The following is a 13,696-nucleotide window of genomic DNA, read 5'->3' as shown; positions in this document are numbered from 1 at the left end:
CCAATGCCATCAGGCATTTAAAAAGTGCGTGCTTGCTCGTTATTGGGGGGTAAGGGCAAGTGCCACACAAAGACTGGGTGGAAGGTTATCCTTCCGCCCTTTCTTTTTGCGTAAAGTACACACAAGTTGCCATCACAAGGCCACGCTGTAAGTGCTCCGGCCCGTTGCCAGGCAAGGTGTGAACTCCATGAGTACCGCTGTATGCTGTATTGGCTCATCGTAACAGGGTATTTGCAGAAAATCAGTATTCCTTCCCGTTGGGTTGCTTTTTATCCTACCAAGTTCTTGCCCTATTCCGGAATGTAAATACAAGTCATTCCTTATCTTGTGGCAGGAGAAGTTCCGTTCAAAACACTCCGATAGCCTCATATCCTGCAAGCAGAGCACTTGGTATCTCTTATTTTGCCTTTTTGGCACCTCAATTGTAATCCCTATGAGAAACTTAAACCTAATCCTTTATTTTATTTTGTTTGCGCTGCTCGGGCAGGGCTGCCATTCTGATCCTGGTATTGCGAGTTACGAAGAAGAATACGAGGAGGAAGAACCCAGCGACTGGCTATTCCGGCAGCGGGCGTATCCGGATGGTATTAACCACAAGGTGTACACCCGCAGCGTGCGACAGCACCAACAGGCCATGGCGCAATTGCTGGCCCGCAGCCCGCAAAATGCCGGTTGGAATTTTGAAGGACCCATGAATGTTGGTGGCCGGATCACTGCTCTTGATGTACATCCGGATTTTCCGGATACCATCTGGGTCGGGGCGGCATCAGGGGGCGTATTCCGGTCCTATGACCGTGGGGACACCTTTGAGGCCGTCTTTGATGATCAGATCAGCCTTTCCGTTGGCGACCTTGATATTGCCCCTTCTGATCCCTCTATCATTTATGTGGGTACCGGTGAAGCGAATGCAGGGGGCGGGTCTATAGCCTACGATGGCGTTGGTATGTACAAGAGTACCGATGGCGGTGCTTCCTTCGAGCCCATTGGATTGGAGCAAAGTGGGAGCATTGGCCGGCTGGAGGTGCACCCGCAAGACCCCAACCGGGTCTACGTGGCAGCCATGGGCCGGCTGTATGCCGATAATCCGGAGCGGGGCGTGTACCGTACCGATGATGGCGGAGCGACCTGGGAGCAGGTTTTGTATCTCAACGATTCCACAGGGGCGATCGACCTGGTGCTGCACCCGCACAATCCTGATACCATTTATACGGCGACCTGGGAGCGGGTACGCACGCCTGGCTACTATCGCTATGGCGGCAATAGCTCTGGCATCTATCGCTCTTATGATGGCGGCGATACCTGGGAACATCTCACCAATGGGCTGCCGGGCGGAGCAACCGGTCGTATCGGCCTGGCCTTGTCGCCTGCTAATCCGCAAATCATCTATGCCCAACTGATTGATACGGTCGGATACCTGGAGGCAGTTTACCGAAGTGATGACGGTGGCGACAGCTGGTATAATGCCGGTATAAGTGGTGTCAACGGGGTCGACTTTATGTGGTGGTTTGGCCGCCTGTTCCCCCATCCGCATTTACCGGAAACGGTATTCCTGCCTAGTCTCAGGCTCTACCGCACGGACAACGGTGGTGGAAGCTGGGCCAATATCACGGGCACTTCCGTACACGTTGATCAGCATGATCTGTATATTGACCCGAATAACCCGGATTACATGGTCCTTGGCAATGATGGAGGACTGTACATTTCAGAAGACGATGGCGAAACCTGGACGCATAAGCCTACTTTACCCATCACTCAGTTCTACACCTGTGAGGTCGCTAACCTCAATCCTGACCGGCGCTTCGGTGGCACACAAGATAATGGTACCATACGCACCACTACAGCGGGGCTGGATGACTGGGGCCTGATCTGGAGTGGCGATGGTTTCCGCTGCCTGGTTGACCCCACCAATAATAACTTCGTCTATCTGGAATCTCAGCGTGGACGACTCCGGCGTTCCGTAGCCGGCGGTATCCCTTCTTTTGCTGCCCTGAATGGTATTATGAGCGGGGACCGGCGCAACTGGAGCACCCCCGTGGCCCTCAATCCGCTTAACCCGAATAGCCTTTACTATGGCACTTATCGCCTCTATAAGTCGACCAACCGCGCAGTGTTCTGGAATATTCTGAGCGATAACCTGACAGGTCCCGATGAACCCGGCAATCTGGTCTATGGTACGCTTACAGACATCGCTGTTTCTCCGGTGGATACAAATATTATCTTCGTAGGGACTGACAATGGCTTTGTTCAAAAAAGCACCGATGGCGGACTGACTTTTGAAGATGTCTCCGGCAGCCTGCCTGACCGCTGGGTGACGCGTGTTGCTGCGAGCCCCGTGGACAGCCTGACGGCTTACGTCACCTTCTCGGGCTATCGGTTTGACGACTACCTGCCCCACGTGTTCAAAACTGAAGATGGCGGGCAAACCTGGCAGGACGTTTCCTTCGGCCTGCCTGAAGTACCGGTGAATGAGATCATCATTGACCCTGAAAACCCGGAACACCTTTACCTGGGCAACGACGTGGGGGTCTACATCAGCTACAACGGAGGGCTGACCTGGCAGCCGCTGGGCTTTGGCCTGCCCCCTGTGGTGATTGGCGATCTTTGCCTGCATCAGCCTACGCGTACGCTTTATGCTGGTACCTACGGCCGGTCCATGTACAGCATCAACCTGGAAGACTTGCCTCAAACCGCTGGTACGATTTCAGGCGCTATACGGACTGCCTTTGGTGATGCTACTGACGCCACCGTTTCCATAGACGAAATCGGGCTCAACCTGGATGCCGACAACGGAACTTACGCCATCAGCGGGCTGCCCTTTGGCCAAAACTTTACCCTGAGTTTTTCTAAAGACGGGGATGATATCAACGGTGTTTCTACCCTCGACCTTATCCTCATCAGCCAGCATATCCTGGGTATTAGCCCCCTGGACAATCCCTACCTACGCATAGCAGCGGATGCCAACAACTCTCAATCCATTACCACCCTTGACCTTATTCAGTTGCAAAAACTCATCCTCAATCTGGATGTGGAGCTGCCCGATCAGGACAGCTGGCGCCTGATACCCGCTAACCATACCTTCATCAACCCGGAAAATCCCTGGGCAGAGCCACTGCCCGAAGTACTAATGGTGGATGACCTGCCCGCCCAAGCGGTGCAGTTGCCGGATATGATTGCTGTAAAAATTGGTGATATTAACGGAAGTGCGCTTCCATAACCTTCAAAATGACACTTAAAATGATTGGCTTGACTCGTTTTTTCTTCCTCGGACTGACGCTTGCCCTGCTCCTGCCCGGTTGTGCGATGCGGCAACTGGACCGGGCTCAAAAAGCGTTCAACGAAGCCGCTACTATTGAGAATCAGCAGCGTTTTTCTCCTCAGTCGGGCGTGTTTGTATCACCGACCTTGTCCTATGCAGTTGCCTACCGGCATGTGAGCAAGGCGGTAAAAAAGCGCGGCCAGCTCTCGCGAAACAACCTGGAAGGCAACGCCCTTGCCCTCAAAGCCCTCTGCGAATGGAAATTGAACGCCTATGATGTCTCAAAGCAATCGGCACTGGAAGCATTGCAAACTTTCAATCGGCTCGAAAGCGAAAAGCGCATCCGCATGTCCCGCGATGAGACACTGATGAGAGCCTTACCCGATATTCTGGTACTGGATCAGGTACGCAGCGACCTGTTTTCTTTTCATAAAGGCGCTGTCAATTTTGCGGCAGCAAAGCAGCAGTATCAGGAGCAGGTGTACCATAATGCCGAAGATACGGAGGCTGATCTGGAAGAAGCCCTGAACCACCTCCGGGACAGGGAACCCACGGCCGGCATCAGTACCGAAATGGAGACCTATCTGGTATTGGTGCAGCTTGCCGGTCTAAAGACCTGGGCAAAGGGCATCGACTTCCTGCGGGAGAGTATCACTGAAGACCGCAGCCTTTCGGACGAGGGGCGGCGGACCGCAACGGACTTCTTCCTGCAGGAGCGGCAGCAGCACTTGGCTCCACGCAAGGCACTTCTATTGGCTGAACTCTCGGCCCTCCTGCCTGGTGGTACTGGTCATGAGCTTTACCAATTCTGGGACAGCGCGCTTTAATAACTATTCCAGGCCTGGGAAAAAGGCATCCTCGATGTGCTTCACGCTGTACGATTGCTCATCAAGGTACAGGATGGCGATGATATCGAAGCGGATTTCCCAGTCGTGGTCGATGTGCTCCATGTACGCATGGGCTGCCGCGATCAGCAGATCTTCTTTTTTCCGGGTCACAAAGTCTTCAATTTCCCCAAAGGCAGTGGTGTTACGGGTTTTGACTTCCACGAAAACCAGGGTCTTTCCATCCATAGCAATGAGGTCGACCTCTGCACGGCGGTAGCGCCAGTTGGTTTCCAGAATGCGGTAGCCACGTTCCTCAAGGTAGCGTTTGGCAATGGATTCCCCGGCATGGCCGATGTCATTATGGCGGGCCATAACTAGGCTTCCTCCAGTTCCTGTAAAGCCAGCCAGGCCATAAGACCAGTGCTCAGCGCCAGGCAGTCCTCGTCCACATCAAAGGTATTGGTATGGATGGGGGAAGTGATGCCTTTGGCCGGATTGCCGGTGCCCAGGCGATAGAAGCAGGCGGGCATTTCCTGAGAATAGTAGGCGAAGTCCTCTGCTGTCATTCGGATGGGCAGTTCCACTACATTTTCTTTGCCCAAATAAGCCTCGGCCCGGGCGCGGGTTTTATGCGTCAGCGCTTCGTGGTTGTGCAGTACGGGGTAGCCAACCTGTATGTCCAGTTCGCAACGGCCGCCCATGCCCTCAGCAATGCTCTCTGCCATCTTCTTCATCCGTTGGTGGGCATCGAAGCGCCACCGCTCATCCATAGTGCGGAAGGTGCCTTTGAGCTTGACTTCATTTGGGATCACATTGGTAGCGCCCCCGGTGGAGGCAATCTGCCCGAAGGTGAGCACCGTTGGGGTCCCCGGATTGGCATTGCGGCTCACAATCTGTTGTAAAGCCGTGATGATGTGGGCGGTGATGACGATAGGGTCGATGCAGTCCATTGGCAGTGCCCCGTGCCCGCCCTTACCGGTAACGGTCATATAGAGCTCATCGGCGGAAGCCATGTACTGCCCGGCTTTGATGCCGATTTTGCCCGCTTCCAACGGAGGATGCACGTGTTGCCCCAAGATACTTTCGGGTCTGGGGTTCTCCAGCACGCCTTCCTTAATCATAATGGAAGCACCGCCCGGCAGCCGTTCCTCCGCAGGCTGGAAGATGAGCTTGATAGTGCCATCGAATTCCTCCCTGAGTGTATTGAGTATGCGGGCTGCGCCGAGCAGGGAGGAGGTGTGCACATCGTGCCCGCAGGCATGCATCACGCCCTCGTTTTTAGATTTATAAGGCACCTCGTTGGCTTCCGTGATGGGCAGCGCATCAATATCGGCACGCAAAGCCACCACTTTGCTGCTGCCATTACGGCCGTGGATAAGCCCCACTACACCATTGTCAGCTATCCCATGCTCGTAGGGGATGCCCATCGCCTCCAGTTGGGCAGCGATGTATTGCCCGGTCTGCACTTCCTCGTAGGAAAGTTCCGGGTTTTGGTGGAGGTGCCGGCGGATAGCCACCACATCGGCATGAAAATCTTTAGCCAGTTGCTGTATCTTTTCCTTAAGGGTTGTCGCGGTCTTGAGGGCGGTCATATTGATCTGATTTGCGACTAAAATAGGGAATTGGCAGCTGTAAGCCGAACGCCACCCTTATTTATGACGGAAAAATCGGAAAGCCGCCATGCCCAGCCCCAGCATAAACAACCCGGCAAGGGCCTGTACCGGGCGCTGGTAAAGGGTGTTGAGGACAAAAGCCGTACTGATGAATACGAAAATGCCCGGCACCAGCGGATAGCCCCAGCAGCGGTATACCCGATCCCGCTCGGGCTGTTTCCGGCGGAAGTAGAAGATGCTGCCGCCTGCCAGCGCCATAAAGGCAATATCCATGAAGGTGACGTAAGTGATCAGGTCGGAAAAGGTGCCCCAGAACAGCAGCAACAGTACCGCCCAGGCGGCCTGTACCAACATAGCTGCCGCCGGGGTGTGAAAACGGGGGTGCACCTTAGCCAGTTGCAGGAAGAACACCTTGTCCCGAGCCATGGCAAAGTAGATGCGTGGAGCAGACATGGTGTAAATTCCTATCGTGCCGAAGATGGAAATGGCAATAGCGACCGTCATGATTTGCCCGCCTGCCGGCAGAACTACCGCCGCTGCATCCCCGGCTACCCGGGTCGTTTGCGCAATCGCCTCCACCGGAAGGAGCAGCATGTAGCCGATATTGACCAGCACGTAGGTAAGCGTGACAATCAGCGCGCCCAGCACCATCGCCCGGGGCACGGTACGCTGCGGCTCTACGGCTTCCCCCGCCAGATAGGAGGCATGGTGCCAGCCGCCAAAAGACCAGAGAACGCCAACCAGTGCCAGAAGGGAAGCAGAAAGGATGTTATCAGGTAGATTATGGGCGGTGAAAGGGTCAAATGTGACTTGCTGCGCATCATAAAACCAAAAGCCCAGCCCAATCAGCCCGGCAATAGCCAGCAGCTTCAGCCCGGTGAATACATTCGACAGCCACTGACTGGCACTGACGCCGACCAGGTTGAACAGGGTCAGCCCGGCAATTACCCCAATGGCTATCCCGATTTTGGCGGAAGCCGAAAAAGCGTAGAAAAAAGAAAGGTACTCCGCAAGGGCAATGCCCAGCGCCGCCAAAGCGCCGGTGTTGATGACCAGCAGGATGGTCCAGCCGTACAGGAACCCGGCAAAGGGGCCGTAAGCTTCCCGAAGAAAGACATAAACACCGCCTGCAGTGGGGAACATGCCGCCCAGCTCCGCGAACGTCAGCGCACCGGTTAGGGCAATCAGCCCGCCCAGTATCCACACCAACAGTATAATGCCCTGATGGGGCACCGCCGCCGCCACCTCGTAGGGCGTTACGAAGATACCACTGCCAATACAGGAACCCACCGCAATCATGGTGAGCCCGTAGAGGGTGAGTTTGCGGTCGAGCCCCGGCATGGGTTACTTCGAGCTCAGTTGCTGCTTCAATTGTAGTTCTTCAACCACATATTCGCCCACTTTCTCGCCCTGCGCCACTCCGTAGTCAATGGCCGGCCGGTAGTGAATGCCCCCGTACAGGCGGCTCACGGCTGCTTCATTGGAGGCATGGTAGAAAGACTTGAATTGACGGGCGGGCAGGCCATATTCTTCTTCGGTGGTGTCATTAAAGGCAAAGTCATCGCCAAAAATCGAAGTCAGGGCTACAGCGGCAGCGCGGGAAATCACGCTATGCCCGCTCGTATGTTCCGGGAATGGTGGCGTTTGGAGCGTTGGCACCCAGTCTTCGTCAATGTATTTGTTGATGACCGTCTCAGGCCGGATTAGATTGCTCCGGTATTTCTCGTCCCAGCAGCTGATGAAACCATCGAACAGGGCGATTGAGGTCAGGGTATACGCCTCCACGCTTTTTATCAAGCTGGCCTCATCCTGTTCACAGGCAATCTTGGTAATGCCGATCCAGTGACCGCCCGGGGTAATTTTCTTGGTGGCAAACATAACATGACCAGTGTGGTGGGATACGTAGGGATTGCAATCCCAAAACTTAGCAATCGACCGGCGTTCCGTTTGCTCAGCGGTATCGGCAACAGCGAGAGCGTTGTAGACCTCCATGGTCTCCTTCATAAACTTGCTGTCCTTTTCCGTACTGAACTCAGTGGGCGGCGGTGGTGTAAATTGCTGTGGAGATTCCAGCACCAGCGTCCGGATTTCCCGCCAGTGGGGCTCAATACCGTCCATGTAGTCAGGAGGCGTGGGCTGCCAGCGGGCGGGGTCATCATTGATGGAAAACTTGGGATATGTCCGCGTTTGCTTGTACATATCTTTGTCTGCCCATTCCAGAATATGGTCGGCTACCGCCTCTCCGTACAGCAGGGAACGGTCCCAGACATCCTCCGGCACATGTATGCTGTCGAGGCGCTGATAGAGCTCCTGCTGATAGGCATCCATTTTGTCTTCTGAGAATGTCAGGGCTTTGCCGACTTTCAGAAAGGCATGCAGGGACGCAAGCGGGTGGCAGTAGACCTGCCCTTCCTCGGGCTGCGGCAATGCTTCCAGACCATTGATTTGGCCGGCCAGCGTTTTGTATTCCGGATAGTTCGGCTGCAGGGCCTCGTAGCCCGCAATGCTAGCGTAGGCATAGATGCGGCTCGCGACCGGTGGCGAAAAAATATCGTACACAATCACGTCGCTCAGCTTCTTCATGGACTCATGGAAGTAAGCCGCGTCATTGATGTCCTCCTGATAATTGGGGTTTGTCGGTTGGCAGGACCAGGTGATGGCCGCCAGTACAATGAGGTACAATCCAACTTTCCAATGCATAATCAACCGGGTTGTGGTTAAAAGTTCATCAAAAGTAACAACTTAATCCCCAATCTTGATGGGGAAAAGGGGATTCATTTACAAAGCTTGACTTTGGAAGGGCCTAAACCGCCTGACTAAAGAGCTGCCCTTCGGGTTTTTTACGCCAGTAGCGGGCATCAAGCGCCATGCAAATGTTGCGGATGAACGGCTTGCCGATATCGGTCACTTCGAGTTCGAAGGGGCGCCGGATGATAAGCCCATCGGCTTCCAGCTCGTCCATGCGGTCCAGCCCGGCGTAGAGCGCCTCGCACTGCAGCCCGGCATCGGCCCAGTTCGTCCGGTAGCGGCACATGATATTGAGGATGTGCTGCCGCAGGGTGCGGTCTTCTTCCGTCAGGAGGTGCCCCTTTACGATGGGCAACTCCCCGGCATTGACCAGCTCCTGATAGCGCTCGATCTTTTTCTCATTCTGCACAAAAGCGCCCCAGCTGTCGCTAATGGAGGAAGCGCCCAGTGCCAGGTTGAGGTGGGTCGTGAATGGGGTGTAGCCCATAAAGCTCCGGTGCAGGGAGCCCTCCTGCATAGCCTGATAGAGGCTGTCTTTGGGCAGTGCGAAGTGGTCCATACCGATTTCCACATAGCCCGCTTCTTCCAGCAGTTCCCGCCCCAGCTCGTAGAGTGCCCGTTTGTCTTTGCCTTTCGGTAAATCATCCTCGGAGTAGGCTCTTTGGGCAGGGCTGATCCAGGGCACATGGGCGTAGCTGTAGAAGGCAATGCGCTCCGGTGCCAGGGCTTTGGTCTTGCGGATGGTCTCCATGATGTGGGCCGGGGTTTGCAGGGGCAGCCCGAAGATGAGGTCGTAGTTGATGGATTCATAGCCCAGTTCCCGCGCCTTTTCGGTTACGAAGCGTACATCCTCAAAAGTCTGCTTGCGGTTGATGATTTCCAGAATCTCCGGTGCGAAGTCCTGAATACCGATGCTCAGGCGGGTGAAGCCGAGGTCGCGCAGGGTGGACAGGTGTTCGGCAGAGGTCGTGCCCGGATGGGCTTCGAAGCCAAACTCATAGTCCTCCGCCAGGTCTACATCCTTCAGGATATTGGAAAGCAGGTGGTGCAGGTTCTCCGGCGCAAAGAAAGTCGGTGTGCCCCCGCCCAAGTGCAGTTCCCGGAGGATAGGGCGGCCCGGCAGCAAGTCGCGGTACAAGGCCCACTCTTTGAGGACTGCCTCGATGTAAGGCGACTCCACAGCGTGGTTTTTGGTGATGCGTTTATTGCAGCCACAGTAAGTGCAAAGTGCTTCGCAAAACGGCAGGTGAAGGTAAAGGCTGATTTCGCGGCTTTCGCCAAAAGCCTGCAGTACACTGCCTTTCCAATCTCCGGTGGAAGGGCAGGAAGCATCCCAGTAAGGTACAGTAGGATAAGACGTGTAGCGGGGAACGGCGACATTGTATTTGTCGAGCAATTGCTGCGCGGTCATGTGTGTCTTGTTTGTGAGGTCAATTCAATGGGGCAAATTTAGGGCCTGGCTGCTCCCTTTCGGGTGATGGGGGTCATTGATGGCGGGTGATTAAAGTCAGGTCAAACCTGAAAAGTTTCGTAGGCCTGCACGTGGCTCTTTTCAGGTTAGCATAGCTGCCCTTGGACTGGCTTTCACCGCTGTACTTTGCATGGTCAGGGGTCAGCACGCCGGGCGAGGGAGCCTCACCGGGTGTACTAAGCCAAGCCGTTGCCTGGGCATTCACCCGGTGTGCTTTGTTAGGCAAGGCCAGTATGCCCGGCGAAGGGACCGACTCCGTTTTTAACTACGTCGGACGGAGAGTGCGCCGGGCGAGGCTGCTTCACCGGGTGCACTAAGCCAAGCCGTTGCCGGGGGATTCACCCGGTCTGCTGTGCCAGGTTATTGAACCAGCAACAAGTCCTCACAATGTTAAAGTTTTGATTTGGTAATCGAGCTTTGAGCTAAAATGTTATCTTGCAGTATGCGCTTGATAAAAAATGTACTGCGCTCATCTGTGGCTAACTATGTTACTATTGATGTAGAGTACATAAACTTTCAGCCGCTGTCTATCTGTATTCTAAATCTTTTAAAATAGTTTAACATGTTTAATCTTAACTTTTACCCCCCCGCCCGCGGTGCAAACCGCTCAAAATACGGGCTGCGGGTTTTTCTGTTGATGCTAATGCTAGCAGGCCTATTTGGAGCCGTTCCTTCGAATGCTCAGATTTATTGCGGAACAGAAACGCATACTCCTCAGCCGTTCATCAAGGGAGGAACTGGAATAAATCGGAATCCACCGGTCCAGGGTGTCATAACTATTCCGGTAGTTGTGCACATTGTTTATAACACCATGCAACCTGCTGGAAACATAACTGATGCTCAGGTAATCTCGCAAATTAACGTATTGAATGAAGATTTCCGACGTTTGAATGCCGATGCTGTTAACACACCTTCGGTCTTTTCAGGAGTAGCGGCTGATGTGGAAATTGAGTTTTGTCTGGCCTCAGAGGATCCGAATGGACTGCCTACAAATGGGATTACCAGAACGCATACTCCGCTCACACCGACATCCTATCAAATTTCGAGTAATGATATGAAGTCTAGTGCTACTTATGGTAAAGACGGTTGGCCTCCACAATCTTATCTAAACGTTTGGGTAGTTGGGTTGCAAACTGGTGCCTATGGAAAGTCTTCTACTCCTGATCAGTTAAGTACCAATCCAGAACTTGATGGAATTGTCGTCGAATATCAAGCCTTTGGCACAACTGGTGCTGTATTGCCTCCTTTTGATAAAGGTAGGGTGCTGACGCACGAAGTAGGGCATTGGCTTGATTTAAGACACACCTGGGGTGGTATAGATTTGAATACAACAGGCTGTAACATAGACGATATGCTTCAGGACACCCCTACCCAAAATGGTCCAACGATTGGCAATGCCTCAAATTGCATTTATCCAGGCCTCAATTCCTGTACTGATGCAGGAACAGACTATGCTGATATGTTTCAAAATTACATGGATTATACCGATGATGAATGCAAGAACCTCTTTACCCAAGACCAGAAAGCGGTGATGAGGGCGCTGTTTGAACCCGGCGGAATCAGAGCGTCCATCCTGAATTCCACCGGCTGCTGTACGCCAACGACTTGTGCCTGTGCTTCTGCTCAGGATTTGATATTCAACACGTCAGGCAATGTGATAGCTGGCACCCAAATTATAAACGGCACTATCTTTGTCGAAGCCGGAGGTGAGCTTACCGTTACCGGCACGTTGCGGTTTACGTCGAATAGTGGGATAGTGGTTCGGCGAGGAGGCCGTTTGCATGTAAATGGTGGTCATTTGACCCGCTGCGAGGACACAGGCTATTGGGACGGAATAGTGGTAGAGGGCAATAAGAACCTGCCCCAGCCTAATGTATTTGCAGTGCCAGGTCCGAATGAAGCCGGTATCCTGCGGTCCAGCAATGGTGCCATTATTGAATGGGCGCGGCATGCCATTTCAGCCAATACGTATAACCCATGGTGGGATGATACCTACCGGGGAGGCTTGGTGTATTGCACAGATACGGAATTCCTGAATAACTTCCGGTCTGCCTCTTTCATGAGCTATGATTTTACCAATAACAGCCGGTTCATTGATTGCAATTTTGATATCACGGACCTATCAGCCTCCCCTAACCTTGGCGGTGTGTCCATATGGGAAACGGATGGCATTGAATTCAATAGCTCTGACTTTTCCCAAATGACAAACTTTGCCATAGAGGCGGTTGATGCCGGGATGTCTATTATTAATGGATGCTCCTTCAATTCCTGTGGGCAAGGCATTAATTCTGAGGTGACCTATCCGTTCTCCAGTGGGGCGGGACTTTATGTGGGGCCTGGCGGCGGCGCTCAAAACGAGTTTCATTTGTTCAATCCGCAGCTAGGGATTATGCTGTCTACCCCCGAGTCTAAGGGTAATCAGGACGCCTTGATCGAACAGAACCGGTTTAATGGCGGAGATGGCGTATGGCTGGCCGGGCTGAACAACGCGGTCATACGGGAAAATGTTTTTAGAGACAATTCCGTTAGTATGCTTGGTGTGTACGGTGATGATACGGGCAATGGGATCGTTGAAATCACGTGTAACGATATGCTTGATAATGGAATATACCTGCCTGTCGTTTTCACAGGCGAAAACAATAGGTCATTCGTTACGCGAAATTTCTTCTTTTCCAATTACGGTAACATCACCCTTGACGGTTCTCATGTAGCAACTAATATTGCGCTGTCTCAGGGTTCCCCCGGCAACCCAGCTCGAAACTGTTTCACCAATGGGAGTGCCGAACACATTTGGACTTTTGGGACTACAACACCATTTAGGTATTTTCACTTGGCTAACCCTTGTGAAGCACCTCAAAGTTCTACCGCTACTGGAACCACTAATAATTACTTGCTAGCAAACACCTTTTTGAATGGTGATGAATCGTGCTACCTCTTTCTAAGAAACCCTAAGGAGCCCCCCTTTGGCTACAGTGATTATTCCGATGCAAAACAGCTATACAATGATCTGGAAACCGCATCAAATGACAACCCTGAGAACTTAGAGCTACAGTACGCCGCTCTTCATGCTCAGGAGCAGATGGAGCGTATTTCGCACTGGGTTATTAATGCAGGAATTAATGATGAGGCGCTTGCTGCCGATGCAGAACTGGTATTTGCTGCCGAAGAGGCGAATACTTCCTATCAGCGATTGGAATTTGGCTATCGGGTAAGGCGCGGCGAATTTGGACAAGCAGAAGAATTGCTGAACAACCTGGCGGAAGAGGGGGATCTCACCTCTTCGGATGGCTTGTTCAAAGCAGTACAAATGATCAACCTTCAGCGGCTTTCTGAATCAGAAGCGGCGTTTACGCTAAGCGCAGACCAAATCAGCACCCTGGAACAAGTCGCCGCCAAATCAGCCCCGGAAAGCAGTTACGCCAGGGCTTTGCTGGGGCTGTTGCTAGACCGGCAGTTTTGGCCGGATTATCAGTTGCCGACAGAAATAGACTTACCAGAAGTAAAAGGAGCTTCAAACAATGAGATGCTTGTCTTTCCAAACCCAAGTAATGGACTTATCAGATTAGAACTCCCGGCTTTCAATTCAGAAACAACAGTTTTACAAGCAGTCGATTTGACTGGGAGGAGTATCCAAACTATTGAACTTTTTCCAGGGAAAGTGTTTGACGTAGACTTTACATCCTTGCCTAAAGGAATGTATATTCTTCAGGCATATTCCAAAGAACAGGTAATTGGTTCTACAAAAATCATAATTGACTAAAGGACTTAAGCGTGTAGAGGG

General features: G+C 52.9%; 8 protein-coding genes. 3 read left to right on the top strand and 5 right to left on the bottom strand.

The annotated features are described in order from the left end of the window. Positions 1-433: 433 nt before the first annotated feature. Both ACO08I_RS15635 and ACO08I_RS15630 read left to right on the top strand, forming a co-directional pair. On the top strand, positions 434-3,214 hold the full coding sequence (locus ACO08I_RS15635; RefSeq protein ID WP_282779654.1) for a VPS10 domain-containing protein: 2,781 nt from the start codon (positions 434-436) through the stop codon (positions 3,212-3,214). Positions 3,215-3,234: 20 nt separating this feature from the next. Continuing rightward, positions 3,235-4,083, top strand: a complete 849-nt coding sequence (locus ACO08I_RS15630) for a hypothetical protein (RefSeq protein WP_282779652.1) — start codon at positions 3,235-3,237, stop codon at positions 4,081-4,083. 3 nt (positions 4,084-4,086) lie between these two features. Here ACO08I_RS15630 and ACO08I_RS15625 read toward each other — a convergent pair whose 3' ends face one another. The 5 genes from ACO08I_RS15625 to hemN all read right to left on the bottom strand — a co-directional run bounded on the left by ACO08I_RS15625 (position 4,087) and on the right by hemN (position 9,855). Then, positions 4,087-4,455, bottom strand: coding sequence for a YraN family protein (locus ACO08I_RS15625; protein ID WP_282779650.1), 369 nt, complete (start codon positions 4,453-4,455; stop codon positions 4,087-4,089). A gap of 2 nt (positions 4,456-4,457) precedes the next feature. Then, the gene (locus tag ACO08I_RS15620) at positions 4,458-5,675 is read right to left on the bottom strand and encodes a M20 metallopeptidase family protein (RefSeq protein WP_282779648.1); all 1,218 of its coding nucleotides are present in this window, start codon (positions 5,673-5,675) and stop codon (positions 4,458-4,460) included. Positions 5,676-5,732: 57 nt separating this feature from the next. Further along, positions 5,733-7,037, bottom strand: coding sequence for an APC family permease (locus ACO08I_RS15615; RefSeq protein ID WP_282779646.1), 1,305 nt, complete (start codon positions 7,035-7,037; stop codon positions 5,733-5,735). A gap of 3 nt (positions 7,038-7,040) precedes the next feature. Further along, a complete protein-coding gene (locus ACO08I_RS15610; RefSeq protein WP_421946416.1) occupies positions 7,041-8,396 on the bottom strand; it encodes a vanadium-dependent haloperoxidase in 1,356 nt (451 codons plus the stop codon). A 103-nt stretch (positions 8,397-8,499) separates the two neighbouring features. After that, positions 8,500-9,855 carry an oxygen-independent coproporphyrinogen III oxidase gene (gene hemN, locus ACO08I_RS15605; protein WP_421946415.1) on the bottom strand — a complete coding sequence of 452 codons (1,356 nt, stop codon included), beginning with the start codon at positions 9,853-9,855 and terminating at the stop codon, positions 8,500-8,502. Between the two features lie 622 nt (positions 9,856-10,477). On the opposite strand from hemN, the gene ACO08I_RS15600 reads away from it, so the two are divergent. Then, positions 10,478-13,675, top strand: a complete 3,198-nt coding sequence (locus ACO08I_RS15600; protein WP_421946414.1) for a M43 family zinc metalloprotease — start codon at positions 10,478-10,480, stop codon at positions 13,673-13,675. Positions 13,676-13,696 lie beyond the last annotated feature (21 nt).

The organism is Phaeodactylibacter xiamenensis, from assembly GCF_965229835.1.
In the GTDB taxonomy this organism is placed as follows: domain Bacteria; phylum Bacteroidota; class Bacteroidia; order Chitinophagales; family Saprospiraceae; genus Phaeodactylibacter; species Phaeodactylibacter xiamenensis.
The sequence above is the reverse complement of the archived record's forward strand: the minus strand, read 5'-3'. Positions and strand labels throughout refer to the sequence as shown.

Excerpts from the sequence above, each read along its gene's own strand:
- ACO08I_RS15635 (WP_282779654.1), top strand. The coding sequence starts at position 434 with ATGAGAAACTTAAACCTAATCCTTTATTTTATTTTGTTTGCGCTGCTC.
- ACO08I_RS15630 (WP_282779652.1), top strand. The coding sequence starts at position 3,235 with ATGATTGGCTTGACTCGTTTTTTCTTCCTCGGACTGACGCTTGCCCTG.
- ACO08I_RS15625 (WP_282779650.1), bottom strand. The coding sequence starts at position 4,455 with ATGGCCCGCCATAATGACATCGGCCATGCCGGGGAATCCATTGCCAAA.
- ACO08I_RS15620 (WP_282779648.1), bottom strand. The coding sequence starts at position 5,675 with ATGACCGCCCTCAAGACCGCGACAACCCTTAAGGAAAAGATACAGCAA.
- ACO08I_RS15615 (WP_282779646.1), bottom strand. The coding sequence starts at position 7,037 with ATGCCGGGGCTCGACCGCAAACTCACCCTCTACGGGCTCACCATGATT.
- ACO08I_RS15610 (WP_421946416.1), bottom strand. The coding sequence starts at position 8,396 with ATGCATTGGAAAGTTGGATTGTACCTCATTGTACTGGCGGCCATCACC.
- hemN (WP_421946415.1), bottom strand. The coding sequence starts at position 9,855 with ATGACCGCGCAGCAATTGCTCGACAAATACAATGTCGCCGTTCCCCGC.
- ACO08I_RS15600 (WP_421946414.1), top strand. The coding sequence starts at position 10,478 with ATGTTTAATCTTAACTTTTACCCCCCCGCCCGCGGTGCAAACCGCTCA.